At 36.8% G+C, this 24121-nt stretch carries 28 protein-coding genes; 9 read left to right on the plus strand and 19 right to left on the minus strand.

Going from position 1 to position 24121, the window contains the following annotated elements:
* From ftsA to LCX93_RS07510, 3 genes are read left to right on the plus strand one after another with little or no spacing between them, the layout of a single operon-like run.
* The gene (gene ftsA, locus LCX93_RS07500) at nucleotides 1-1365 is read left to right on the plus strand and encodes a cell division protein FtsA (protein ID WP_226065551.1); all 1365 of its coding nucleotides are present in this window, start codon (nucleotides 1-3) and stop codon (nucleotides 1363-1365) included.
* Between the two features lie 12 nt (nucleotides 1366-1377).
* Complete coding sequence (gene ftsZ / locus LCX93_RS07505; RefSeq protein ID WP_193150005.1) at nucleotides 1378-2493, plus strand: cell division protein FtsZ; 1116 nt, start codon at nucleotides 1378-1380, stop codon at nucleotides 2491-2493.
* Between the two features lie 26 nt (nucleotides 2494-2519).
* On the plus strand, nucleotides 2520-2801 hold the full coding sequence (locus LCX93_RS07510) for a J domain-containing protein (protein WP_226065553.1): 282 nt from the start codon (nucleotides 2520-2522) through the stop codon (nucleotides 2799-2801).
* Between the two features lie 3 nt (nucleotides 2802-2804).
* Here the strand turns inward: LCX93_RS07510 and LCX93_RS07515 are convergent, their stop codons facing one another.
* The 10 genes from LCX93_RS07515 to LCX93_RS07560 form a co-directional block, all read right to left on the minus strand.
* Nucleotides 2805-3764, minus strand: coding sequence for a hypothetical protein (locus LCX93_RS07515; RefSeq protein ID WP_226065555.1), 960 nt, complete (start codon nucleotides 3762-3764; stop codon nucleotides 2805-2807).
* Nucleotides 3755-4414, minus strand: a complete 660-nt coding sequence (locus LCX93_RS07520; protein ID WP_226065557.1) for an ABC transporter ATP-binding protein — start codon at nucleotides 4412-4414, stop codon at nucleotides 3755-3757. The genes LCX93_RS07515 and LCX93_RS07520 overlap by 10 nt, the downstream gene beginning before the upstream one ends.
* Nucleotides 4411-5583, minus strand: a complete 1173-nt coding sequence (locus tag LCX93_RS07525; RefSeq protein ID WP_226065559.1) for an ABC transporter permease — start codon at nucleotides 5581-5583, stop codon at nucleotides 4411-4413. The genes LCX93_RS07520 and LCX93_RS07525 overlap by 4 nt, the downstream gene beginning before the upstream one ends.
* Entirely contained in the window at nucleotides 5580-5777 is a 198-nt protein-coding gene (locus LCX93_RS07530) for a hypothetical protein (protein ID WP_226065561.1), read from the minus strand. Before LCX93_RS07530 ends, LCX93_RS07525 begins: the two co-directional genes overlap by 4 nt.
* Complete coding sequence (locus tag LCX93_RS07535) at nucleotides 5770-6438, minus strand: nitrous oxide reductase accessory protein NosL (RefSeq protein ID WP_226065563.1); 669 nt, start codon at nucleotides 6436-6438, stop codon at nucleotides 5770-5772. The genes LCX93_RS07530 and LCX93_RS07535 overlap by 8 nt, the downstream gene beginning before the upstream one ends.
* Nucleotides 6439-6661: 223 nt before the next feature.
* A complete protein-coding gene (locus LCX93_RS07540) occupies nucleotides 6662-7153 on the minus strand; it encodes a DUF4149 domain-containing protein (RefSeq protein ID WP_226065565.1) in 492 nt (163 codons plus the stop codon).
* 14 nt (nucleotides 7154-7167) lie between these two features.
* Nucleotides 7168-7998 carry a peptide chain release factor N(5)-glutamine methyltransferase gene (prmC, locus tag LCX93_RS07545; RefSeq protein WP_226065566.1) on the minus strand — a complete coding sequence of 277 codons (831 nt, stop codon included), beginning with the start codon at nucleotides 7996-7998 and terminating at the stop codon, nucleotides 7168-7170.
* Nucleotides 7980-9239 (minus strand): M48 family metallopeptidase, encoded by a 1260-nt coding sequence (locus LCX93_RS07550; RefSeq protein ID WP_226065569.1) that lies wholly within the window; start codon nucleotides 9237-9239, stop codon nucleotides 7980-7982. The genes prmC and LCX93_RS07550 overlap by 19 nt, the downstream gene beginning before the upstream one ends.
* Nucleotides 9240-9281: 42 nt before the next feature.
* Nucleotides 9282-9494 (minus strand): hypothetical protein, encoded by a 213-nt coding sequence (locus LCX93_RS07555; protein ID WP_226065571.1) that lies wholly within the window; start codon nucleotides 9492-9494, stop codon nucleotides 9282-9284.
* Between the two features lie 154 nt (nucleotides 9495-9648).
* Nucleotides 9649-9942: a Dabb family protein gene (locus LCX93_RS07560; RefSeq protein ID WP_226065573.1), complete on the minus strand. Its 294-nt coding sequence runs from the start codon at nucleotides 9940-9942 to the stop codon at nucleotides 9649-9651.
* Nucleotides 9943-10019: 77 nt separating this feature from the next.
* On the opposite strand from LCX93_RS07560, the gene LCX93_RS07565 reads away from it, so the two are divergent.
* Nucleotides 10020-10205: a hypothetical protein gene (locus LCX93_RS07565; RefSeq protein WP_193150016.1), complete on the plus strand. Its 186-nt coding sequence runs from the start codon at nucleotides 10020-10022 to the stop codon at nucleotides 10203-10205.
* Here the strand turns inward: LCX93_RS07565 and LCX93_RS07570 are convergent.
* From LCX93_RS07570 to LCX93_RS07600, 7 genes are all read right to left on the minus strand, one after another.
* On the minus strand, nucleotides 10200-11531 hold the full coding sequence (locus tag LCX93_RS07570; RefSeq protein WP_226065575.1) for an SLC13 family permease: 1332 nt from the start codon (nucleotides 11529-11531) through the stop codon (nucleotides 10200-10202). The two genes, LCX93_RS07565 and LCX93_RS07570, sit on opposite strands and share 6 nt — an antisense overlap.
* A gap of 15 nt (nucleotides 11532-11546) precedes the next feature.
* Nucleotides 11547-12434, minus strand: a complete 888-nt coding sequence (locus LCX93_RS07575; protein WP_226065577.1) for an NAD(P)H-dependent glycerol-3-phosphate dehydrogenase — start codon at nucleotides 12432-12434, stop codon at nucleotides 11547-11549.
* Nucleotides 12406-13128, minus strand: coding sequence for an NAD-binding protein (locus tag LCX93_RS07580; protein WP_226065579.1), 723 nt, complete (start codon nucleotides 13126-13128; stop codon nucleotides 12406-12408). Before LCX93_RS07580 ends, LCX93_RS07575 begins: the two co-directional genes overlap by 29 nt.
* Nucleotides 13118-14680: an ion transporter gene (locus tag LCX93_RS07585; protein ID WP_226065581.1), complete on the minus strand. Its 1563-nt coding sequence runs from the start codon at nucleotides 14678-14680 to the stop codon at nucleotides 13118-13120. Before LCX93_RS07585 ends, LCX93_RS07580 begins: the two co-directional genes overlap by 11 nt.
* A 5-nt stretch (nucleotides 14681-14685) precedes the next feature.
* Nucleotides 14686-16116, minus strand: a complete 1431-nt coding sequence (gatB, locus tag LCX93_RS07590) for an Asp-tRNA(Asn)/Glu-tRNA(Gln) amidotransferase subunit GatB (protein WP_226065583.1) — start codon at nucleotides 16114-16116, stop codon at nucleotides 14686-14688.
* A 62-nt stretch (nucleotides 16117-16178) separates the two neighbouring features.
* Nucleotides 16179-16442, minus strand: coding sequence for a hypothetical protein (locus tag LCX93_RS07595; protein ID WP_226065585.1), 264 nt, complete (start codon nucleotides 16440-16442; stop codon nucleotides 16179-16181).
* A gap of 9 nt (nucleotides 16443-16451) precedes the next feature.
* Complete coding sequence (locus LCX93_RS07600) at nucleotides 16452-17129, minus strand: F0F1 ATP synthase subunit A (protein ID WP_226065587.1); 678 nt, start codon at nucleotides 17127-17129, stop codon at nucleotides 16452-16454.
* Nucleotides 17130-17240: 111 nt separating this feature from the next.
* On the opposite strand from LCX93_RS07600, the gene LCX93_RS07605 reads away from it, so the two are divergent.
* Complete coding sequence (locus LCX93_RS07605; RefSeq protein WP_226065589.1) at nucleotides 17241-17816, plus strand: Tll0287-like domain-containing protein; 576 nt, start codon at nucleotides 17241-17243, stop codon at nucleotides 17814-17816.
* Nucleotides 17817-17832: 16 nt separating this feature from the next.
* On the opposite strand, the gene rny is transcribed toward LCX93_RS07605, so the two are convergent.
* Together rny and LCX93_RS07615 are read right to left on the minus strand one after the other, a co-directional pair.
* A complete protein-coding gene (rny, locus tag LCX93_RS07610; RefSeq protein ID WP_226065591.1) occupies nucleotides 17833-19401 on the minus strand; it encodes a ribonuclease Y in 1569 nt (522 codons plus the stop codon).
* A gap of 25 nt (nucleotides 19402-19426) precedes the next feature.
* A complete protein-coding gene (locus LCX93_RS07615; protein WP_226065594.1) occupies nucleotides 19427-19993 on the minus strand; it encodes a 5-formyltetrahydrofolate cyclo-ligase in 567 nt (188 codons plus the stop codon).
* 66 nt (nucleotides 19994-20059) lie between these two features.
* Between LCX93_RS07615 and LCX93_RS07620 the strand changes: the two genes are divergently transcribed.
* The 4 genes from LCX93_RS07620 to radA all read left to right on the plus strand — a co-directional run bounded on the left by LCX93_RS07620 (nucleotide 20060) and on the right by radA (nucleotide 24056).
* Nucleotides 20060-20623 carry a TlpA family protein disulfide reductase gene (locus LCX93_RS07620; RefSeq protein ID WP_226065596.1) on the plus strand — a complete coding sequence of 188 codons (564 nt, stop codon included), beginning with the start codon at nucleotides 20060-20062 and terminating at the stop codon, nucleotides 20621-20623.
* Between the two features lies 1 nt (nucleotide 20624).
* Nucleotides 20625-21500 carry a signal recognition particle-docking protein FtsY gene (gene ftsY / locus LCX93_RS07625; protein WP_226065599.1) on the plus strand — a complete coding sequence of 292 codons (876 nt, stop codon included), beginning with the start codon at nucleotides 20625-20627 and terminating at the stop codon, nucleotides 21498-21500.
* Nucleotides 21501-21711: 211 nt separating this feature from the next.
* Nucleotides 21712-22128 carry a hypothetical protein gene (locus LCX93_RS07630; RefSeq protein ID WP_226065601.1) on the plus strand — a complete coding sequence of 139 codons (417 nt, stop codon included), beginning with the start codon at nucleotides 21712-21714 and terminating at the stop codon, nucleotides 22126-22128.
* A 581-nt stretch (nucleotides 22129-22709) separates the two neighbouring features.
* Complete coding sequence (gene radA, locus LCX93_RS07635; RefSeq protein ID WP_193150032.1) at nucleotides 22710-24056, plus strand: DNA repair protein RadA; 1347 nt, start codon at nucleotides 22710-22712, stop codon at nucleotides 24054-24056.
* Nucleotides 24057-24121: the final 65 nt, after the last annotated feature.

The following is a 24121-nucleotide window of genomic DNA, read 5'->3' on the forward strand; positions in this document are numbered from 1 at the left end:
TTGAGTAGAACTGTTTTAGCCATAGATATAGGTTCGACAAAAATTTGTGCAATCATTGCAGAAATCGACAATAATCATACAATCTCAATCACCGGTGCAGGCACAACAAAAGCACAGGGTTTAAAAAAGGGAAGCATAACAAACATTGAACTTGCTTCAAGAAGTATAAAAACGGCAGTTGAAGATGCAAAACGGGTATCAGGCAGCAACATCAACACTGCAATTGTTTCTATATCCGGAGCCTACACAAAAAGCCTTAACTCAAACGGTATTGTAAACATTCAATCAAAGGAGATCTCCTTTGAAGAGATAAAACGTGTTATGCATACCTCTTTGTACAACGCCAATATACCAAACGAATATGAAGTTCTGCATGCCCTGCCTTTTAACTTTAAAGTAGATGATCAGGATTATATAGAAGACCCGCTTGGAATGAATGCTTCACGACTTGAGGTTGAAACACACATTATAACGACACAAAAATCAAACCTGAACAACCTTAAAAAAGCTGTCAGAGGAGCTGGTGTCGAGGTGGAAAATGTAGTCCTTAACAGTTATGCTTCAGCCATCGCAACACTCAATGAAGATGAAAGAGAGTTAGGTGCCGCAGTTATAGATATGGGTGGCAACACAAGCAACATTGCCATTCACTCAGGCAATTCAATTCGCTACAATGAATTTTTAGGTGTTGGTTCAAACCATGTGACTAGTGACCTTTCCATGGCACTGCATACACCGCTCAATGTTGCAGACAAAGTAAAACTGACCTATGGTTCACTGCTCACACCAAGCAATGACTTAATAGAGCTTCCTATTATCGGAGATGAAAACTCTACACATGAAGTCTCTTTGGAAGTTGTCCATAATGTTATCTTTGCAAGAGTTGAAGAGACATTAATGATACTTGCACAGTTTATAGAAAACAGTGGGCTTAAAGAGCAGATTGGAGCAGGTATAGTCCTCACAGGCGGTTTTTCAAAAATGGACGGCATACGGGACCTGGCAGTAGCAACCTTTGGTTCTGTCCCTGTTCGTTTGGCAAAACCTATTGAGATGAACGGTCTTTTTGACTCACTGCGCGGTCCGGAATATGCAAGTGCAGTCGGACTGGTTATCTACTCTGCTTCTCCTTATACCCCTTATGAGATTGATGTCAATAAAAGAGTCCGTCATACTAATGAAGAACCGACAGTAACAAACAGTATTGATCTGTCCAATGAACCTGTTATACCTATAGTCCCATCAGAAGAACAAACAGTTAGTGATAAGGATAAAATGGTAAACTTAGAGACAGTGAAAGAGAAAAAGAGTGATGAAGCTGGAAGTTTCAGTAAATTTTGGAACTGGGCAACCCAGTTATTTTAAAGGAGTGAAAGAATGGAACCATTTGTAATAGAAGAAGCACAAAGCCCTACCGGTGCAAGAATTATAGCTGTCGGTGTCGGTGGCGGCGGTGGAAATATGATAGGACATATGATTAATGAAGGTGTTACAGGTATTGAAATGATGCTTATCAATACCGATGCACAGGTTCTCAATGAAACAAATGCCGCTTCAAAGATTCAAATAGGTGCAAAACTTACAAAAGGTTTGGGTGCCGGAATGAAACCAAGTATAGGCAAAGATTCTGCACTGGAGAATTATGATGAAATCAGAGCAGCACTTGAAGGGGCTGACATTGTTTTTATCTCTGCAGGTCTTGGTGGTGGAACAGGAACAGGTGCTGCACCTGTAGTTGCCCAGATAGCCAAAGAAGTCGGAGCCCTTACTATTTCAATCGTTACCAAACCTTTTATGTTTGAAGGAAAAAAACGTTTAAAATTGGCAGAAGAAGGATTGGAAGAACTCAAAAAAGAGAGTGATTCTATAGTAGTTATTCCAAATGACAAACTTTTATCAATCATCGACCGAAGACTGGGGCTTAAAGAGAGCTTTAAAATAGTAGACAGTGTATTGGCGCAGGCTGTAAGCGGAACATCAGGTGTTATTCTCTCAAGCGGGGACAATGATATCAACCTTGACTTTGCCGACTTGCAAACTGTTATGAGTCACAAAGGTATGGCACTGATGGGTGTGGGTGAACATGAAGGTGAAAATGCAGCCTATGAAGCGATTAAAGCGGCAATAGAGTCTCCGCTCTTAGACAACATGTCCATTAACGGTGCAATGGGTGTTTTGGTACATTTCAGTATGCATCCTGATTTTCCAATGATGGAACTTGCAGAAGCTATGGAAGTTGTCCATGAAAGTGCACATGATGATGCAGAAGTTATCTGGGGAACATCTACAAGCGAGAAGATACCTGAAAACTATATCAAGATTACTATTGTTGCAACAGGCTTTGAAAAAGAACTGACAAACAATGAAGATTTTGTCAGTGAAACACCTGCTCCTCCTGTTCGTGCCAAAGTAAGACCGAGACTTGTCGTAGGCGGTGAGCTTGACGGTGACTATCTCGATATTCCTGCTTATATGAGACAACAACAAGACTAACTCCATTGCACTCTTTTGAAAAAATAATGAAGGCCAAATCACTCCTTGGTCTTCGCGAAAAAGCTTCTCTCAAAGAAATAAAAAACAAATACAAAAACCTTATGAAAAAATGGCATCCTGACAAACATAAAGACAACTATGAGCAGGCAACACAGATGAGTATGCAAATAAATGAAGCATACCAAATTATACTTGACTACTGCAGTGCTTATGAATACCCGCTTGATGAGGAGAGTGTTAAAAAATCAACCTACACACCTCAAGAGTGGTGGAACAGTAAATTTGGAGACAACCAGCATAACGTCTGATTTTTACAGCCAAACACCATTTTTTATATAATATGCCAGCGGGTAGTAACTTACAGCTACAACATACAGAGTTGTAAAAAAAAGTGATATCTTATATTTTGCATTTTCATCTTCTTTCCCAAAAGGAACAAGTCCGAGAACAATACCAAAAAAAGTACCGATAAATAAAAATATATATAACAAATATCCTACATAGTTATAATCTTTTTGCAGCAGACAAAACGGGCAGTGATGTGTTGGCAGTTCGTATATATACGTTCCAAAAAAACCTATGAGTGAGACCAAGGCTGCAATAACAAACAGTAGATTCATAAGAGAAAACAGATATCTGTTTTTTATTTTATATGCAAATACAATAAACGCAAACAGAGCATAAAAACTTCCAAGAAGCATGATCGGGTTTATACTTAGCAAATGTGCCATATAGGTACCGTCGGTTGTAGAAAAAATAGCACCGCAACAGTCTACAACACTCTTTGTATCTATAGAAAGAAACATCAGACTCTCCAGCCCTATTTCGAGGATGAGTAAAAAATATGCAAACAAATATACTTTTAACTTCAATTGTAAATATATCTGTTGTTCTGATTTCATATCTTCACTGTTGAGTACCAGCCAGTAGGCAAAAATATACAAATTGATGACTTTCAGTATCAGAAGATAGGTACCGTATTGTGTTGCATTGACGACACCGGCTCCACACATTGCCCCGGGTAAAATATTTGAAATATCATCAAGCGTAAAAATAAAAAATATAAACAATACAACCTTGGTGTAAAAAATAAATTTTATAACTACACTTACCAGATAGCTTTGTTTTTCCAGATTATACTGTAAGGGAGTTGTAGCATTGCGATCATACCGGTAGAGTATTTTCACACTGTAATAGAATGCAAGAGTGGCAAAAACAACAAAGAGCAGATTGAGTATATCAATCGTCAATACTTCAGGCGTCAGGAGCATAGCAGTTTACCATTATGTATCTCTACAACACGATCCACAAAATCCAAATCAAAAAAAAGAGGGTCATGCGTTGCAACGATGACAGTTTTGTTCATAGACTTTAATTCTTTGAGGATTTGTATAAATTCACAAGAGAGCTTTGCATCCAGATTTGCAGTCGGTTCATCTGCCAGAATTATTTTCGGATTATTGACATTTGCCCTGGCTATTGCAACTCTTTGCTGTTCACCACCCGAAAGACTCTTTACCCTCACATCTTTTTTATGTTCAATGTCAAACATCTTCATTACAGCATGAAGCTTTACATGTAAAGCTTTTTCATCCAGGTTTAACGGTACCAATGGCAGTAAAATATTATCACGAACACTCAGCGTCGGAATCAAATTATATTTTTGAAATATAAACCCGATATTGTCTCTTCTGTATCTCGAGCAAAAATGATCGGGCAGTTTTGAGATATGTTTATTTTCAACCAGAACATCTCCGCTTGTCGGTTTGAGCAGTCCGGCAATCAATGAAAGTATGGTACTTTTTCCACTGCCACTGACGCCTTTTAATATGACAAGTTCGCCTTCGCCAATTTCCAAATCAATATTATCCAAAGCTTTTATATCATCATATATTTTGCTTACATGTAACAGTTTTATCATCGTATTACCTCATCAGCATCAAGCGTAGCAATTCTCCATGACGGAATGACTGTTGCAAACATATATACAGGAACACTGAGCAAAAAGAGTAAAAGCAGTATCTTATAGTCAAGCACAAAGGGAAGTGTAAAACTGTTTGCAATATCATTATAGTCTATAAATATATTTTTAATGATTGGAGCATTTAAAATATATACAAAAAAGAGAGCCAGAATTATTCCCATACAATAAGCAATAAAAGAGATAATAAGCCCTTCATACATACGCGCTGTAAGAACATCCTCTATCGTCCAGCCTATAGCCTTGAGTATCCCTATTTCTTTTTTCTCTTCACTGCTGAGTCCGCTTGATTTGTCATAAACAATCATAAAAAATGTAAAAAGAGTAATGGTAAACAGAATTAAAAAAACAGTGCTGAGAGAATTAAACTGATTTTCAAGCGCTGTTTTCAAATCCTTTCTTGCAACGACTTTAAAAGTTGGAAACATATTTTGAATCTTCGACATTATGGAGGATAGCTCCAGAGGGTTATTGACACGAACAGCCAAATCTGTAGCCTCACTGTTTTTGTAAGCAAATATTTCTCTTAGCGTATCTTTACTCATAACAATCATATCATTTGATTCCAACTGTGTTGCGGCTTTGAATGTCCCTGCTATATAAATTTTTTTTACTGATAAATCAGAAGTGATAAAGTTGAAATATTCTTTGTAATAACTTGCATCCAATATGCGTTTGACCCCCTCTCCTACAAGCATAGAAGAAGCATTCAGTTCACCGTTTTTTATTATGTTTTCAAAAGTAGTGTTGTATTGGTTTTCAAATTCATCTATACCCACTACAATAAATCTGGCATGCATATGCTTAAACTCATAATATCCCCATACCCGTCCGGTTACATCAGAAACACCTTTTATATTTACAATGCTATCTATAACATGCTCATCCACAGTGGTGTCTCTGCCCGCTTTCTGATTTGTCACTATAATTTGCGGTTGCGTATCAAGTGTTGATTCCAGTTCATACTTCAGTGAGTTTTGCACAAAAAAGAATGACGCCAACAGAGCAATGAGCAGTGTCAGTATTATAAGAATAAATATGTTCTTTGCTTTATATCGCAAGATATAATTAACAGCATATTCAAGAAGATGAAAATTAATCTTTTTCACGGCATTGTCTTTATAGAGTTGTTTTTCAGTGCCAAAACAAAATTAGAAACAGTTGTTGTTTTGACAAATGCTCTCTTGGTCTCAAGCTCTTTTCTTGTCAGTGTATTATTCTTCTGCAAATACAGTATCTCCCCTATTGCTACAATTATCAAAACACTACATGTAAAGAGACAAAAACGGCTTTTTTTATTCATCCAGTTTATACACATCTTCAGGCGTTATATCATCAAACTTGAGTATCTTTTTGCCTTTATGATCAAGATAAAACCTTTTGGCAGATGCTTCATCCTTAAAAGCTATCAACTCATTTCCCATGGGTCCGTACACATCACTCCACATAACAAAATAGGCTTTTTTTGCATCAATAACCTGCTGCGTATAATACTCTTGCACCAACATATGTTTTATCCTCTTCGGATGTTCAAAATAGTACTTCATCATATCTTTAATCCCGTCAAAAGATACATTTTTGTCATCATACTCTATACGTGAAATCCAACTCGGATATTTATACAAAAGCATACCGCACACAGGGCATTTCTCATCTTTTGAAACAGTAAGTTTAGTAAAATGTCTGTGTTTGCCTGCGACTCTTTTAACCTCCCACAGATAAAGCGCCAAAGCCTCCAGGTATTTTTTATTGAGTGTTGCACAACTCTTTTTTGCAAGCAAAGCATTTGAGAGTTCTTCATAACTTTTGTATCTCTTTACATCTATATCAGAACATTTTTTCTTATAAATTTTTTCACCCATAGGATAAAGCTTCTTCTCTTTAAAGGCCTGTGAATAATTCGGATAAGACAAAAGAAGTGTTGAAAAAAGAGAAACAAGAATGAAAAATTTAAAAATTGACATAAAACCACCTAATACAAAAAATATGTTCAGGGCACTTCTGAAAACCCTGATGTATCTTAACATTATAGCAAAAGTGCTAATACAAGGCAAAACTACGCAGGAGCTACGGCTATGCTTCAAGAAAAGTTTTGCACAATCTCACTCCTCTTTTTGGCTTTGAGGTATATCAGGGTTTTTAGAAGTGCTCTTAAGTAAATCTTATCAAAATAGTGTTAATTTAGCGTTAAAGTGGCTTCGAAGGTACTCTTAAAAGCATCAATCTTCTGACAAACAGGACCAAAAGAGCAAATGCCAGTATTTTAAAATCTATCTCACTTGCAATATGAAGATGTTCAAAGGTATCACTTTGCGTAGCTTCTGTTCCCAGTGCCTGCATGGAAAGGATTTTTGGAACATACACTGCAGAAAACATCAAAGATGCAAATATCACTGTGACAGCTGCTGCAAAACTGATAGCATCCCGCTGACCCATTTTATAAGCTATAGCCTCATACAAAGCGACAAAAGTGGCTACAAAATAGGTCCAATATGAAAACCTGTGAAAAATCTCTCCCATTATAATACCCGCATTATAATGGTCTATCAGCAAGTTGACTGTGATCTTGTCTGTATGAAAAACAACAGGCGCAACGATGGCACCTAAAACCAAAACAGCCCCAAAAGTAGCTGCTAAAACAATAAAATATGTAAAATCCAAATAAATATTTTTTTTCATTTTGTAAAACCTTGTTATATTTGTAATGTAAATCCGCGATCGAACGAGCTGTAGTCTTTGTAGAAAGTTATAGATTTAAAATCTTTTCCTTGCATATAATCCCGTATTTTATCTTGTTGGTCATAACCAATCTCACAACTAAAAAATCTAATCTTTTGTCTTAAGACTTCATCAAGAAGTTCTTTAATAATTTCATCACCCACCCTTCCGCCAAAAAGTGCATTTTGCGGTTCATAGGAGAGGTTTGATTCCAAAGCAATACCGTTTTCAATATACGGCGGATTGGAAACCAGATAGTCTATTTGTTCGCAAACCGGCTCTAGCAGTGAGCCCAATCGCAATTCAATTTGTTCCTGCAGTCCAAATTTTTCTATATTTTTTTGTGCTACATCCAAAGCTTTTTGAGAAATATCCACTGCTATGATTTTAGAATTTTTAAAAGTCTTTGCAAGCATTATAGAGATGATACCGCTCCCTACTCCGACCTCCACAAAGGTTAAAGCACTCATTTTATCCGGCACATGTTTGATCACTTCATCTATGAGCAGTTCTGTTTCTGGACGGGGTATCAGGGCTCCCTCGTCTATGTAAAATTCTTCACTGTAAAAACTGACCTGCTTTGTGATGTATTCAAAAGGTTCATTGTTTTGTCTTCTTTGTACCCATTGGAAAAACTGCTGAGAAATTTCTACAGAACTGTTTTGATGGGTAATGAGCCAGAGTTCATCCACCCCAAGATATTTCATTAAAAGAAGTTGCGCTTCCCTTGGGGCTCTTTGTACACAGGGCTGCAGATTCTGTGTTACCTCACGAAGTAAATCTTTGACTATATATCTGCTTCGCATTTACCCTCAGTACCGCTTTTTTCTATGTATCCCACATCCATGCCGAGTTCCTTTAATCGTTCTATTACCGGAGGATGTGTATAGTGAAAGAAAATATACAAAGGATGCGAAAGCGGAAAACTTTTGTTTTCATTGACCAGTTTTTTCAGTGCATTTGCAAGTTCAATTGCACCCGCACTTCCGCCAAGTTCACTCCCCATCTTATCTGCTTCATATTCGTTATGGCGACTTACAATGCCCATAACAGGCATCATAATAAAACCAAGTACCGGCATAAACAGCATCAGTAAAATCATAATGACATAGGGCTGTTTAGAAACACCGAGTTCCATATAAAGCGAATCCGGCAAATTACCAAAGATTGCGAACATTGCAAAAAGCATCACACCCACCAAAGCAATATTTTTATAAATATCCCCATGTGCAAAATGTCCGAGTTCATGCCCTAAAACGGCTAAAAGCTCCTTCGTTGTCAGTTTTTTGAGCAACGTGTCAAACAAAACAACTTTTTTAGCTTTTCCGAATCCGCCAAAATAGGCATTGAGCCTGTTGTCCCGCTTACTCGCATCACTCACAAAAACACCCGAACTTACAAAACCTGTTTTGTCCATAAGTCTTTTAATTTCACTGTCAAGTTCTGCATCTTCAAGCGGTGTCAGTTTATCAAAAAACATTGCACGAAAAGTAGGATAAAGCATATTTATCAAAATCACTATCGCAAAAATAAATAAAAAGCTCCACAGCCACCACAACTCAAAATTTACAATGATTTCATAAACACCCCACACAACCAGGGAGCCAAAAACAATTGTCAGGAAAAAAGAGATAAGCGTATCTTTTATCCACTGTCCAAGGGTTGAATTGTTAAAGCCGTATTTTGCATCAATCACAAATTTTTCATAATAAGAAAAAGGCAAAGAAATAATATAGTTAATTACTACAAAACTCATCACTATAGCCACATTCATCAATGCCTGGTTTGACATAGTATAGTACTGTTCAACAAGGTATTTCAATCCCACACCAATCCAGCCGATAAATACAAGATAGTCCACAAATGTATTCACAATGGAAAGCTTTTCTTTTTCGACAGCATAATTACCCGCTTTTAAGAAATCGGCGGCAGAGAGTAAAACCGGTGTTTTTCTCTTTATAAGATTGATATAGCCTATCTGCATTACACTAGTGTATATCATTATCAATACATAAAAACTATATATTCCTACTATTGTCATTAACATGCCGTCACCGCCTTATTTTAATTGAGAAATTATAGCCAAAACTTATCTAATCGGAATACTTTTGCTTAAAGGAACCACTGTTATTTCATCTTTTACAGGAATCGCATCTTTTGTATTGCCGTAGAGATTATAGGCTATCAGATAAACAACTCCCAAAAGCAGACCTGCAACGATAACGGCCCAGACAATTCTCTTTTTTTCACCTTTTAATGTGTTGTAATCACCTATATCTTCCAATCTTGGTTCTGATATCATCTTTTCATCCTTTACAAGTGCCTGGTCAGGCACTTAAAATATTTTTGTGAGATTATATCAAAAAGAAATATAAGCTGATGTGATAAAAAAGAGCTAGTTTGACGACTTAAGTCTATTTTTTATTTTGTTTTATCGTCATTTTAGGAAAATTCACTTATTCTAGTATATAATCAACAACTTTTGACTCTACAGTAACTTCTTTGATAAAAGAGACCACTTTGAGATGCTCTTCATGTGTTGCATAGATTTTAAGATCTTCCTCAGTTGCAAAAGTTGAGTAAAGAGAGAGGTCCATCGCTCTGTCTGATTCATTAAAGTTAATACCGACTTCAATAGATTTGAGGACATCAATACTTTTTTCCAGATTTTCAAGTTTCGCTTTTACCTTGGCTATATTGAAAGCTTTATTTTCCTCTTTAAATTTAAACATCACTATATGGACTATCATTGTTTCAACCTTCAAAAATTTATTATCTTCTTAAAATCTTAGCAAAAATTTTATAACATTTGGCTAAGATACTTCCTATGAAAGAATTATACGGCGTAGGAATTTTATTTTTTTATTTTTTAAAATGGCCAATCGCCATTGCTTATCCCTATATGCTGACACATGGTCTGCAGCATAACCCTGTTATAGATATTTTATGGATCTACTCTGTTTTTTTAATTATCAAAGACCTTTACATGTACATCAGAAAAAGAAAATCATAGAATATTTTTCCAGAAATATTCTGCAATGAAAACGATAAAAAATATTCCAAGCAAATTCAAAACTATTCCATATTTCATCATATCTTTTACCCCGACAGCTCCGCTGCTCATTGCAATAGCGTTGGGTGGTGTGGCGATTGGAAGCATAAAAGCATAACTCGCACACAGAGTGGCCACCATCATAAAAAGTGTTGTATTTATTCCTGAGTGTTCTGCTACAGAGTAGATAACAGGCAGCATTATAGAAATCAGTGCCGTATTTGACGTAATTTCTGTCGTAAAGGTTATCAATACAGCAACACTCAACAGAAGCAGCAATGGTGAAAGCTCGGTCATATGCAAGAGATATGATGCAAGTTCATCTGCCAGTCCGGTTTGTGCAAAAGCTTTTGCAATGGAAAAACCCGCGCCAAACAAAAACATGATGGCATAAGGAATTTTTTTACTGTCTTCATTCCATTGCAGTATATTAAAAGGCGGCATAAACAGTGCCAATCCAAAACCAAGCAGTATGCCACTCTCACTCATACCAAGACCATTCCAGTAGGGTCTTACAGGAGCATTGACAAACAAGAGTGCAATTAGGCCCAACATTAAATACATCACTTTTTTTTGTGACGGCTCTAAAACTTTTTTTTCTATTTTTGCCTGTATCGGTATCGCATTGACACCGTAACTCAGTAGAAAACCGACACTTGTCAACATAAAAAGAGAGAGCGGTGCAACCATAAATATCCACTGGAAAAACGGGATAAGCTGCATATTGTGTTCTTGCATAATACCGAGCAAAATCAAATTTGGAGGTGTACCGATGGGTGTCAATATACCTCCTATACTTGCACCATAAGCGATAGCAAGGGCAAAACGCATTTTTAATTTTATGTTATCTGTTAAAAAAACTGCAATACTGATAAGTAACAGGGTTGTTGTAGTATTGGACAAAATGGAACTTAAAAGTGCTGATGTCAGTGCAAGAGAAAATATCATCCCTCTTGGTGTTGCAGGAAACAGACCCAGAAGTTTATTGGCTACATGTAAATGCAGCTTAGTTTTTTCAACCGCTATTGCAAGTAAAAAACCGCCAAAAAAGAGATAAATGATAGGATTGGCATAATTTGCGGCAGTCATTTTTGTATCTAAAATCCCAAAGGCAGGAAAAAGAACTATGGGTAAAAGAGAGACAACGCCCAATGGCAGACCTTCGTTTGTCCAAAGCATTACAAAAAAGGCTATACACCCTATAAGGGAACTTTGTTGGAGTGTAAAAAAGACTCCGCTGAGAGCAAAAAAGAAAAGTCCTGTACTCAGTGCCACTGCTATTTTCATATAAGTCCTTACATCCTATTTTGTCAATAAATCTTTCAAACTTTCATGTGGATTTTTCCCCTCGAGTGTCAGATACACTTCTCTCGCAATAGGAAGATACAAATCTTGCTTTACAGAGATGTCATGCAGAGCATACGCAGTTCCTATTCCTTCTGCAACTTCGCCCAGTGCTTCAAGAATCTCTTTTTGAGTACGGCCTTTTGCAAGACCGATTCCTACTCTGAAGTTTCTGCTCATAGGAGAAGAAGCTGTTAAAAACAGATCACCTGCACCACTTAAACCTATGAAACTCTCCTCTTTTGCGCCGTATGCAATGCCAAAGCGCTGCATTTCAACCAAACCGCGAGATATCAACGCCGCAGCTGCATTATTTCCCAATTCCAATCCATTGCATATACCCGCGGCAATCGCAATGACATTTTTATATGCACCGCAAACTTCTGCGCCTATTACATCATCGGAAGTATATGTTTTAATAAAAGAGGGAAACAAATCACCCAACTCTTGAGCAAGTTTTTCATTCGAAGAGTTTATAACCAAGGCAGTCGGCAGGGAGTGCATCACTTCTGAAGCAAAAGAGGGACCGGATAAAAAGGCTATATTTTCATCGGGAACATACTTTTCATATATTTCATTTAAAAACTTTCCGCTTGTAGCCTCTATACCCTTGGATGCCACAAGAATTTTTTGGTTTTTAAATACAAAATTTTCTTCAAGCCAGTCTGCTATCTGCTGTGCCGGTACTGTAATCACAAGATACTCGCATGCAAGAATCTCATCAAGAGTGACAAAATTGTCTAAATCTCTCGGAGTTCTAGACGTAATAAAAACACTGTTTTTTTCACTCAGAGCAAATGCCAAAGCACTGCCCCACTTACCTGCTCCAATGACTCCAATTGACATATCGCTTACTCCCAATCAAATTTTCAAATTCCTGTATATCTTTTTCATATCCTACTATTACGAGAATATCACCGCTTTTTATAACATGCTCTTTTGCTTTGTTTGAATATATAAATTCACTCTGCATATCTTCATGCATCACAGATAATACCAGTATGCCATTATATCGTGTCCAGTCTATACTTTTAAGTTTTTCATCCTTAAAATGGCTTGTATCGTCAATTTTAATTTGTGCAATTTTGAGATCACTCTCTTCATATAAAATACTGTGCAGTACCTTGTTCGATACCGGCTTTTCCAGTACATTTGCTATAATATCCGATGTGGTCTCTACAATCGGAATGACTTTTGTGGCTCCTGCCATTTTCAGTTTATCTGAATTTTCTTTATTTGATGCAATCGTTATAATTGTCAGGTTTTCAAAACTTGAACGCAGTGATATCGTTAAAAATATATTTTCGGAAGGGTCTTCCAATGCACAAAAAGCTATTGAATTTTCAATATCTACATTGTTTTCTATCTCTTCCCACTCATCACTTAAATCAAAAAGTTCCACATCATACAAACCCTCTTTTTTATCACTCTCATCCAAAGAGTACACTTTGATGCTGTTGTATTTGTCTTTTACATTTTTTATGATTTCATAAGCGTATTTATTGTGTCCAAATATCAGTGCTGTAGTTTTAGTCATCATGTACTCTTGTATGTAAATATTTTTCAAATTCTTTAATATACACCTGATATCCAATTACCAAAAGATAATCTCCTGCCTCCAGCAAAGTGCTGTCTAAAGGATTAAAATAAAAACGGTCTTTTTCATGTTTGTAAACACCGAGCAAAACGATACTGTAGTGTTTATTGTTCAAGTCTCCGACTGTAGGGAAGTTTTCCACTATTCTTTTGGTGATGCCGATTTCATCGATAATTACATCAGAATCTTCACTCCTAAGCTCATGAATCACTTCAAAAGCAACAGGCTTTCCTACCAACTCTTTTGTTATAAGCCCCACAAGCTCCTGAGGATAGACTATTTTATTGATGCCTACAAACTCCAGTTTGTTACGGTTTGCATCATTGTTTAACAAAGACAAAATCATAACATCTTTGTTTAAAGACCGTATAGTCAAAGCGGCATAGACATTGTCTACATCATTTTCACGCAGACACAGCACACCTCTGAGTTGTTTTTGCATATCTATGTTGAGTTTTTCATAGCTTTCTTTGTTGCCGGGATTATAATTTAATGTAGTATACCCGTCCATTTTTGCATTTTCCACTCTTTGTGTATCTTCATCAAGAACGATAATATTATGCCCGCTTTTTGAAAGTTTTCTGGCAACTTCCCTGGCGATATTTTCATATCCGCATATCAGATAAAATTTTTTCAGTTTGGCAATATTTTCAATTGTTTTTATCTCTTTGATTTCTTCAAGTTTCTCGGTAAAAGCAGAAACAAACAAAGATGTAGTAAATGCCAAAACTGCAATACCTGCGATGATAACGATGATAGATACAAAACGCCCTTCGCTCGTTACCGGAACTATGTCGCCGTATCCCACAGTCGAAATGGTCACTATAGCCCAGTACAGTGCTTCAAAAAGAGTATCAACAGGAGAGTCTGCCCTGTTGCCTTCCATAACATAAATCAAAACAGAAGAGATAAAAATGACAACAAAGGCAAAAATACCAAGCGTAAAAAACTCAAACTTTTTTGTTGCAAGAACAGAACTTAAAATTTGCAGACTTTTGGCATATCGAAAAAGTTTAAAAACCCGAAAAAGAATAAAGATACGCAACAGTCTCAATTCATGGAAAAACGGTAAAATTGCAAGAAGATCTATAATAGCTTTTGGTGATGCCATATAGCTGAGTTTTACTTTGAGTATTTTTTTAAAAGCTTTGTAAAGATTGACCTCGCGAAGCAGAAATGTATCATGTTCCGCGCGTTTGACAATGATTTCACTGACACTGCTGTTTACCCACAAACGCAGCATATACTCTATAAAAAAAATGATAGAAATGACATAATTGCTAAAAAACATCAGGTAGTCATTTACATGATGTTTGACTTCCCGAATTAAAACACCTACACTTATAAAAATAAGTATAATCATAAAAATATCTATGTATCTCTTATATTTACACTTATCATTCTCTAAAATATTGTAAAAAAAGTTTTTAAAAGACTGATACTTTTTTGAGGTATTTAAAAAATAGGCCGCATCAAGTATCAAACTTTTTATCATAGAAGTTAGCCCAGTTTAGCTTTAAGAATTTCATTGACAACCTGAGGATTTGCACTTCCTTTGCTTGCTTTCATCACCTGACCGACAAAGAAACCGAAAAGTTTCTCTTTTCCGCCTTTGTACTGTGCAACTTTATCCTCATTTGCATTGATAATTTCATCACACATTGCCTCGATTGCTCCGGTATCTGTAACCTGTTTGAGTCCGAGTTTGTCAATTGCACTGTCAACATCTGCCGTTTCATTCTCCATTAAAAAATCCAAAACTTCTTTCGCCGCTTTGCCGCTGATGGTTTTATCATCTATTCTTTTGACCAAAAATCCAAGCTTTTTTGCATCTACCGGAGAGTTCGTTATATTTATCTCCCCTTTGAAACGGGCAGGCAACTCTACAGTCAGCCATATAGTAGCCGTTTTTGCACTCACTCCTTCTTCCTGCAGCATTGCTTCAAAAAAGTTTGCTGTTTCCACAGCAGAAGTGATTACCATTGCGTTGTATTCATTCATACCGTATTCATTCACAAAACGCTCTTTTTTTGCATCAGGCAGTTCAGGAATTTGTGTATATTTTTGCATCATTTCATCTGTTACCACACATTTGAGCAGATCAGGTTCCGGAAAATATCTGTAATCAGCCGCTTCTTCTTTTCCTCTCATGGAACGTGTCTCCTGTTTTACAGGATCAAAAAGACGTGTCTCCTGACAAATTTCCTCTTCATATGTTCCATCTTCCCATGCATCGATCTGACGAGCCACTTCAAGCTCTATGGCACGCTGAATAAATTTAAAAGAGTTGATGTTTTTAATCTCGACACGGGTATACAGCTTTTCATCTCCCTTTGGACGGATAGAGACATTTACATCCACTCGAAAAGAGCCCTCTTGCATATTTGCATCCCCTATATCCAAATAACGAATAATCGAGTGGAGTTTTTTCAGGTAAAGAATCGCATCTTCAGCACTGCGCATATCCGGCTCGCTTACAATTTCGAGCAAAGGCGTTCCGGCACGGTTCAAATCAACTTTTGAAATATTGCCGTCATGGATGTTTTTACCGGCATCAGCCTCTATGTGTGCCCGATTGACACGAATCGTTTTGTTTGAACCGTCTTCAAAATCAATTTGCAGTTTTCCATGCTCCACTATAGGTGTATAGAGTTGTGTAATTTGATAAGAAGAGGGAGAATCCGGATAAAAATAGGATTTTCTGTCAAAATAAGAAACTCTGTTAATCGTAGCATCAAGGGCCGTACCGAGCATTATGGATTTATGTATAACTTCTTTGTTAAGCACAGGAAGTGCACCGGGAAGTGCCAGACAGGTCGGACAGGTATTTGTATTTTGCTTATGGTTAAAACTCGTAGGACACGAGCAAAAAAGTTTCGTTTTTGTATTTAATTGTACGTGGACTTCAAGACCGATAACTACTTCAAACATAAATTTCCTTGTGAAAATAAATTAATTGTTCTTATTCTAACCAATGTATGCTTTAAAGGACGTTATGAAGTAACTTGAGTATAGATTTTTTCTAGCAGTTTTGTTTGTTTTTTCGCTTCTTGAAGTCGTTGTTTATTGACTAAAAAAGCATCTATTGCGAGAATAAGAAAGAGTGAGATAAAGATATAGACCATCGTGGTAAAAATCGCTATTACGATTCCGAAATTGATAAATATCTTGAAAGTAAACAGAGCACCGAACAATACTATTGCCCATGATGCTCCAAGCAAAAAGCTTATAATTTTTTCATAAATGTCTTTTTGCATTGAGAGAAATTAGATAGTCTCATCGACAAGTAATGAACCACCAAGGTAAACATATGTAAGCATCATAAAGATAAACGCCTGCAAAAATGCCATAAATGTCAATAGAGCAAACGGAACAATCGGCAATATCCAAGGAGCAAGCATCAATATTACCATCAAGAACATATCATCCCCTTTTACATTTCCAAAAAGACGGAATGTCAAAGAGATAATACGGGAGATGTGAGACACAATCTCAATCGGGAACATTAACCAGTACAACCACCAGACAGGTCCAAGAAAATGCTTGAGATAAAGCAGCAGACCATGCTCTTTAATACCAACATAGTTGTAATACACAAATACAGTTAAAGCAAGAGCCAAAGGCATTTCCAACATTGCTGTAGGCGCTTCAAATCCTGGGAATATTCCAATAATATTTGCAATTCCAACAAACAAACCAATAGTTGCTACCAGTGCAACATATTTACGGGCATGCAATCTACCCATTACATCCGTACCCATAGACCATACACCCTGCACATATGCTTCCATCAGGTTTTGTGTCCCTTTGGGTACAAGTTGTAAATTTGACATAGCCACTCTCGCTAAGATTAAAGCTATACCGGCTGATAGCAACATGTGACTCATAAAAATAAATGTTTTATCTTCTGAGATAAGTCCGAAAAAAGTAAACAGTTCACCCATAGGTGTGCTCCCTTGTCTTTAAATATTGACGCAATTATACTCAAAGTTGCATTAAATTATTCTAAGTTTTGTTATAATCGTTCCAAGAAAATCTTAATTGAGGAGGATTTCATGAATATTTTAAAATCCGTTACATATATTACACTGAGTGTTTCATTACTTTTTGGGGCTTCTCAACAAGAGAACAAACAACTGCAGAACATAGTAAAAACAGGACAGAAAAGTTCTATGCTGCTGCTAAAAACCCTGGGTTCCAATATGAAAAAAAATATGAAAGCAGGCGGTCCTATGCAAGCCCTTGATTTCTGTACACAAAAAGCCTATACCCTTACAGAAGAAGTGAACAAAAAGCTTCCAAAAGGAGTAACAGTCAAAAGAATCAGTACAAAATACAGAAACCCTGCCAACCAGCCACAAGGCAGTGAACAAGAGGTTTTGGCATCACTTGAAAAACTCCAAAGCCTACATGTAAAGCTACCCAGACAACTGATACAAAAAGTCGATGAACATACTTACAAATACTATAAACCTTTAGTAATCAACAAGCAGGTTTGTCTGAAATGTCATGGTAACATAACAAACAAAAAGTTAAAAGATGCCATTGCCCAAAGATACCCGCAAGATAAAGCACAGCACTACAAAATGGGCGACTTAAGAGGAGCCGTTGTTGTAACGATTAAAAAGTAAAGTAGAACATTCTACTTTACTTGGCAAATTCCACAGCCCGGCTTTCCCGAATAACATTTACTTTGATTTCACCCGGATACTGCACACGCTCTTCTATCTCTTTTGCAATTTCTCTTGCCATCAGAATTGACTCATCATCATTTACCAAAGTAGCATTCACAATGACTCTGACTTCTCGTCCGGCATTAATCGCATATGCCTGCTTGACACCGCTGTGACGTGATGCGATATCTTCTATCTCGGTAACACGTTTTAAAAAACTCTCCAAAACTTCTCGTCTCGCACCCGGACGTGCTGCTGAGAGTGCATCTGCCGCACAAACCGCACCACACTCTATGGAGTTGATTTCCTGTTGTCCGTGATGTGCATAGATTGCATTGATGACAACTTCATCTTCATTGTATCTGCGACAAATCTGGGCTCCCAAATCAACATGATTTCCATCCATATCATGCGTCAATGCTTTTCCTATATCATGTAAAAGTCCTGCCCGTTTTGCCAAGATCGGGTCTCCCCCCATTTCTGCAGCCATAATTCCCGCAAGATGGGCAACCTCAAGCGTGTGGGCTAAAGCATTCTGTCCGTAACTCGCACGGTAACGCAATCTTCCGATTAATTTCATAAGTTCGGGATGCATAACACCGATATTCATTTCGGCTATGAGTTCTTCACCTTCTGCTAAAATTTTGGATTCAAACTCTTCAGAAACTTTTTTAAATATCTCTTCTATTCGCGCAGGCTGAATTCTTCCGTCTTCTATGAGCAACTGCAGTGTTTTTGTTGCAATAGCACGACGATACAAATTAAAACTGCTCACAAGAATTGCGTTTGGTGTGTCATCTATGATAATATCGACACCGAGCAATGTCTCCAAAGCCTTGATATTTCGCCCTTCTTTACCGATAATACGGCCTTTGAGTTCATCACTTTCCAAATGAACCAGATTTGTCAATCTCTCAGAAGCAAAGTCTCCGGCAAAACGACTCGTTGCCTGTGCCAAAATAAAGTTGGCTTTGCGTTCCCCTTCCTGTCTGGCTTCATTTTCATATTTTCTTACAATATGTGCTATCTCGCCACGCGCTTTTTCTTCAATTTTGTCAAGAAGAATCTTTTTAGCCTCTTCCTGTGTCATACCGGCACTGTGTTCTATGGTATGGACTGCTTCATCTATTTTTTCTTCATACTTTTTTTTCAGTGAAGCCAGTGATTTTTCATTTCTTTCCAGATTAACTTTTTGTGCTTTTATTCTGTTTAACTCATTTTGAATGTTTTTTTCTTCATCCTGTATCAAACGTTTCAGACTTTGTTCTTTGCGTAAAAGTTCATCTTCTCTTTGCGCAAAATCTGCACGTGCACGCTCTTTGGCACTCTCAAAGACTTTTTGTGCTTCATGCTCTATTTCACGTGCTTTGAGTTTTGCACGCTCAAGAAGTGTCTGTGCCTCATTTTCAATCGCCTTTGCTTTGGCAACCGCCTGTTCAACATATACATCAAAGTTAGCACCGGTTATCTTTTTAGAAATTAAAAAACCAACTACTCCACTTACTGTTGCAATTGCACCACCAAGTAGTATTTCGTTTAACATCTAATAAACCTTTTTCATAAAGACCTTAGCTATTCCGTTTACGCAGTGTTCTTGTCGGGGTTATAAGTACATCACATGCCACATCATATGCATCACATATAAAACTCTCTGTATGGCAAAATACCGGTTGTACAAAAATAGTATATGGTTTTTCTTTTAATTTTGCAAAGAAACGATCATACATCCCTTTTCCAAAACCAATTCTCTGTAAATTACCGTCAACTCCCACTGCTGGAACTATAGCTATATCAATTTTATTATTTTTTTTTATTGTATTTCCCGCTTCAAAAATATCAAATTTTTTTTTCTTTAGCGGCAATCTAAATGGTACCATTTTAAAACTTTCGCCTTGCATAAACGGCACAAAAATATCATGTTTTTTTCTCATTTTTTTAAGCACTTTAAGGATGTCTGCCTCATACGGCAGCGGATAAAAAAACAATATTTTCAGTCTTTTGCCGGTTTTAAAATGTTCCAACTCTTTTAAGAGTGCATTATTTATTAAAAAATCTTTATAAAACTTATTGTGTTGTGATGCTTTTTTAATCTTTTGAAGACATATTTGCCTGAAACTGTTTTTTGTAAGAGTCATATTAAATCTTTATCGCTATAATTTTGCATATTTTACACAAATAAATAAACAAAGGCAAAAAAATATATGAGAAACACTCCACTCTTAACTACTTTACTGGCTATCGGATTACTTTTTGGAGCCTGTTCAAAAGAGAAAGAAAACACCCAACAAGAAGCAAATTCACTCCTTGCAACAAATGAAATCGTTTTAACATCACTCGACAACAAACAGCTTGTTGTCAAAAAAGCAGACAATGGACTGCAACTTGAGGGGGCAAAAGGCGAAGTAGTCATTTATGATATATTTGCGACCTGGTGTCCACCTTGTCAGGCGGAAGCTTCCCACCTTGCCTCACTCCAAAAAAAATACAAAAACAGACTGATTGTTATTGGCGTCAGTGTTGAGGATGGTATTGCAAATGAAAAACTTGAAACATTCAAAAAACAATACAATGCAAACTATACTCTTGTCAATTCAAGTGAAAACTCACGTATCATCAGTGAAATAGCAAAAGAGTTAAAACTGGGCAGAGACTTTGGCATTCCGCTTATGGTTTTATATAAAGACGGCAAAATCATCAATTATTATCAGGGTGCGACGGAAGAAGAGTTTATCGAAAGTGACATCAAAAAAGCGTTAGGAATATAAAATGTTTGGTTTTATAAAAAAATCTCTCAGTAAGACTGTCGCCGCTATAAAAACAGTCGCTCCAAAGAAAAAAATCACTTTTACAAAAGACGAACTTGAAGATATTTTACTTGAAGCGGATGTAGAATATGCTTTGGTCGAAATCATTCTCAATGAAATATACCAAGACAAAATCACACGCGAAATTCTTCGCTCCAAACTCCTGGCGACACTGGCATACACCTCGTACAAAGAACCGGAATTCACTCCGCCTTTTGTAGAACTCATAGTTGGTGTCAACGGTGCCGGCAAAACAACCACTATTGCAAAACTGGCATACAAATACAAGCAAGAAGGCAAAAAAGTTTTACTCGGAGCAGGAGACACCTTTCGCGCCGCAGCTATCGAACAGCTGACACTCTGGGCAAACAGACTTGACATTCCTGTAGTTTCTTCAAAACAGGGACATGACAGCTCCGCCGTTGCCTATGATGCCATAGATTCGGCAAAGGCAAAAGGTTTTGACAATGTCATCATAGATACCGCAGGACGTCTGCACACCCAGACAAACCTGGCAAATGAACTCAAAAAAGTAAAGCGTATCTGCGACAAAGCCCATAAAGGCGCTCCGCACAGAACCGTACTCATCATAGACGGCACACAGGGAAACTCTGCAATTTCTCAGGCAAAAGCCTTCAATGAAATGATAGGCATAGACGGTATCATCATCACAAAACTAGACGGTACTGCAAAAGGCGGCAGTATCTTCTCCATCGCCTATGCCCTGGAACTTCCCATACTTTACGTAGGCACAGGAGAACAACCGGAAAATCTCACACCGTTCGACAAGTATGAATTTGTAGACGGTCTGCTTGATGCCATTTTTGTAGAAGAATAGTAGTCAACTCTATTTGGTTTGAGTAAAACTTTAAGCAACATTTTATTCTTAAGCTAAAGATGTTTTTTTGATAAAAGTACATAATTATTGCAATTTTCTATACTTTTTAACAATTAACACACATTTTTAATGATAGTTAATTTTGTGATTTAAGGTTAATATATGTATAATGTATTTAAATAAATAGTTAGATTACAAAGGATAAAATATTATGGATATAACAAAAGATTTAATTATTCCAATTATAATTGCAATAATTACCATATTATTAACAGCATATATTTCAATTCAAATTAAACATAGTTCAACTAAAGATGAAGCAATAAAAGTTATAAAATCAACTATCAATAGTATTTTGTTTTATTTATGGACAATATTTTTACTTTATCATTTTTTTAATGAAGTAATTTCAGATGAACCATTAACAAGAAAATCAGTTTTTGTAATGATTATGGATTCATTATCATTGCTATTAGTATTTTTAATAAAATTTGCAATATTACCAATATTAGAAATACAAAGAAAGCATATAGATAGTTTTGGTAAGCACCTTCAAATCACAGAGGATATGGTATCTTCAACAAATAACACATCTAACAAAACCTTGGAAGTTGAACACCCGCTTTAAAAGAAGTAAACAGTACATCGAAAGTTCGATATTTCAAATGTAGCTATGCTAAGAAGCTTAGCAGTTTAACAGACTCACATTTTTAGCTACAATAGGGTAATTATATTTTAGGAGTGAAAATACAAATAACTGTAAATTTTCAAAATGATGGTATTGAAGTTATTAAGTTAGATACATCTGATAATATAGTCATAGACAATCAAGTAAGAAGCCTCTCTAAACAAAGAATTGGCAAAAAGATTGCAACACTTACAAAAAATGAATATGAGCTGGTCATTCAATCTCTTTGTAAAAACTTCACTTCTTAAAATTACACCGATATGATGAAAAATCTGGCAAAATGCCATACTTTTTTACAAAAAAGTAAATTTTCTCTATGATGTCAGTGTCAGTTGGCGATTATGTGGGAAAAGTTGTATTGTGAGGGGGAAGGTTGAACAGGGTCAGCCTTTAACACAAAGGAGTAACAATGCGCTTCATCCCCGTAATTGTTACAATCTTATGAGGAGTTCACGCTCCTCATCTGTCCCAACTGACTCAAATTATAACATATTTTAAAAAATAAACAAAAAGAAAAAATTATGGCTAAGAAAAAAGTACTCTTTGAGTGTCAACACTGTGGACTCACAACACCTAAATGGATGGGAAAATGTACCAACTGCGGTGCCTGGGACAGTTTTGTTGAATTAAACGAGCATCAGCAAGAAGTTGTCAAACAGACAAAATCAACGACATCATCATCGGCTAAGGCTGTCAGTATAAATGACATTGTGGAAGAAGAAGTCTATAGATTTTCTTCACTCGATGATGAACTTGACAATGTTTTAGGCGGCGGTATTGTTCCCGGTTCGCTTACGCTCATCGGAGGAAGTCCGGGTGTTGGTAAATCAACCCTGCTACTTAAAGTAGGTTCAAACATTGCCTCGACCGGTAAAGATGTCCTTTATGTTACGGGTGAAGAATCAGCCGGACAGATAAAACTGCGTGCAAACCGTCTCAAATCCAACCATGATTCACTCTACCTTTTAAGTGAGATACGACTCGAACAGATTTTGGTTGAGCTTGAACACAGAAAATATGATTTTTTGATTATTGATTCTATTCAGACTATTTATTCTGAAAACATTAGCTCTGCTCCGGGAAGTGTTACACAGGTGCGCCAAATAACCTTTGAATTGATGCGTATTGCCAAAGAAAAAGATATAGCCATTTTCATTATCGGGCATATTACAAAAGAAGGTTCTATTGCCGGTCCTCGTGTTTTAGAGCATATGGTTGACACCGTTTTATATTTTGAAGGGGATTCTTCTCAGGAGCTGAGAATTTTACGAGGCTTTAAAAACCGTTTTGGGGCAACAAGTGAAATAGGCGTTTTTGAGATGAAAGCCGAAGGACTTGTGAGTGCCACAGACATTGCTTCACGCTTTTTTAACCGTAATTCTTCTCAAAGCGGTTCTGCGCTTACTGTCATTATGGAGGGATCGCGCCCAATTATTTTAGAAGTACAGGCACTTGTTTCAGAGTCACACACACCAAATGCCAAAAGACAGGCAACAGGATTTGACAACAACCGTCTTAACATGCTTTTGGCTCTGCTTGAGCGAAAACTGGAGATTCCTCTTTCAGGGTATGATGTTTTCATTAACATAACAGGCGGGATAAAAATCACCGAAACAGCGGCAGATTTAGCCATACTTGCCGCAATTATCAGCAGCTTCAGAGACAGAGCTATCTCCAAAGAGACGATTTTTATCGGCGAAGTCTCTCTCGTTGGTGATGTACGAGAAGTATACGCCCTTGATGCAAGGCTCAAAGAGGCAAGAATGCAAAATATCACCAAGGCACTTGTATCTAAAAAACCGCTTGAAAAGACAAGTATCAAAACATTTATAGTCGATGAAGTAACAAAACTTTTGGAGTGGTATTAAATTATACATTTTAAAGTTATATTTGCATAATTTCGTTGTATAATAACTCTATATTTTTAAAAGGC

Source organism: Sulfurimonas sp. SWIR-19, assembly GCF_020410885.1.
Lineage (GTDB): Bacteria > Campylobacterota > Campylobacteria > Campylobacterales > Sulfurimonadaceae > Sulfurimonas > Sulfurimonas sediminis.

Bases quoted from the DNA above. Each gene is read 5' to 3' on its own strand.
- prmC (WP_226065566.1), bottom strand. From the start codon at position 7,998: ATGCGAAGCAGATATATAGTCAAAGATTTACTTCGTGAGGTAACACAG.
- LCX93_RS07515 (WP_226065555.1), bottom strand. From the start codon at position 3,764: ATGCTCCTGACGCCTGAAGTATTGACGATTGATATACTCAATCTGCTC.
- LCX93_RS07530 (WP_226065561.1), bottom strand. From the start codon at position 5,777: ATGAATAAAAAAAGCCGTTTTTGTCTCTTTACATGTAGTGTTTTGATA.
- LCX93_RS07600 (WP_226065587.1), bottom strand. From the start codon at position 17,129: ATGGGTGAACTGTTTACTTTTTTCGGACTTATCTCAGAAGATAAAACA.
- LCX93_RS07560 (WP_226065573.1), bottom strand. From the start codon at position 9,942: ATGATAGTCCATATAGTGATGTTTAAATTTAAAGAGGAAAATAAAGCT.
- LCX93_RS07555 (WP_226065571.1), bottom strand. From the start codon at position 9,494: ATGATATCAGAACCAAGATTGGAAGATATAGGTGATTACAACACATTA.
- LCX93_RS07585 (WP_226065581.1), bottom strand. From the start codon at position 14,680: ATGATAAAAAGTTTGATACTTGATGCGGCCTATTTTTTAAATACCTCA.
- LCX93_RS07630 (WP_226065601.1), top strand. From the start codon at position 21,712: ATGGATATAACAAAAGATTTAATTATTCCAATTATAATTGCAATAATT.
- LCX93_RS07580 (WP_226065579.1), bottom strand. From the start codon at position 13,128: ATGATGACTAAAACTACAGCACTGATATTTGGACACAATAAATACGCT.
- radA (WP_193150032.1), top strand. From the start codon at position 22,710: ATGGCTAAGAAAAAAGTACTCTTTGAGTGTCAACACTGTGGACTCACA.
- LCX93_RS07570 (WP_226065575.1), bottom strand. From the start codon at position 11,531: ATGAAAATAGCAGTGGCACTGAGTACAGGACTTTTCTTTTTTGCTCTC.
- LCX93_RS07520 (WP_226065557.1), bottom strand. From the start codon at position 4,414: ATGATAAAACTGTTACATGTAAGCAAAATATATGATGATATAAAAGCT.
- rny (WP_226065591.1), bottom strand. From the start codon at position 19,401: ATGTTAAACGAAATACTACTTGGTGGTGCAATTGCAACAGTAAGTGGA.
- LCX93_RS07605 (WP_226065589.1), top strand. From the start codon at position 17,241: ATGAATATTTTAAAATCCGTTACATATATTACACTGAGTGTTTCATTA.
- LCX93_RS07565 (WP_193150016.1), top strand. From the start codon at position 10,020: ATGAAAGAATTATACGGCGTAGGAATTTTATTTTTTTATTTTTTAAAA.
- LCX93_RS07535 (WP_226065563.1), bottom strand. From the start codon at position 6,438: ATGTCAATTTTTAAATTTTTCATTCTTGTTTCTCTTTTTTCAACACTT.
- LCX93_RS07615 (WP_226065594.1), bottom strand. From the start codon at position 19,993: ATGACTCTTACAAAAAACAGTTTCAGGCAAATATGTCTTCAAAAGATT.
- ftsY (WP_226065599.1), top strand. From the start codon at position 20,625: ATGTTTGGTTTTATAAAAAAATCTCTCAGTAAGACTGTCGCCGCTATA.
- ftsZ (WP_193150005.1), top strand. From the start codon at position 1,378: ATGGAACCATTTGTAATAGAAGAAGCACAAAGCCCTACCGGTGCAAGA.
- LCX93_RS07620 (WP_226065596.1), top strand. From the start codon at position 20,060: ATGAGAAACACTCCACTCTTAACTACTTTACTGGCTATCGGATTACTT.
- gatB (WP_226065583.1), bottom strand. From the start codon at position 16,116: ATGTTTGAAGTAGTTATCGGTCTTGAAGTCCACGTACAATTAAATACA.
- LCX93_RS07540 (WP_226065565.1), bottom strand. From the start codon at position 7,153: ATGAAAAAAAATATTTATTTGGATTTTACATATTTTATTGTTTTAGCA.
- LCX93_RS07575 (WP_226065577.1), bottom strand. From the start codon at position 12,434: ATGTCAATTGGAGTCATTGGAGCAGGTAAGTGGGGCAGTGCTTTGGCA.
- LCX93_RS07595 (WP_226065585.1), bottom strand. From the start codon at position 16,442: ATGCAAAAAGACATTTATGAAAAAATTATAAGCTTTTTGCTTGGAGCA.
- LCX93_RS07510 (WP_226065553.1), top strand. From the start codon at position 2,520: ATGAAGGCCAAATCACTCCTTGGTCTTCGCGAAAAAGCTTCTCTCAAA.
- LCX93_RS07550 (WP_226065569.1), bottom strand. From the start codon at position 9,239: ATGTTAATGACAATAGTAGGAATATATAGTTTTTATGTATTGATAATG.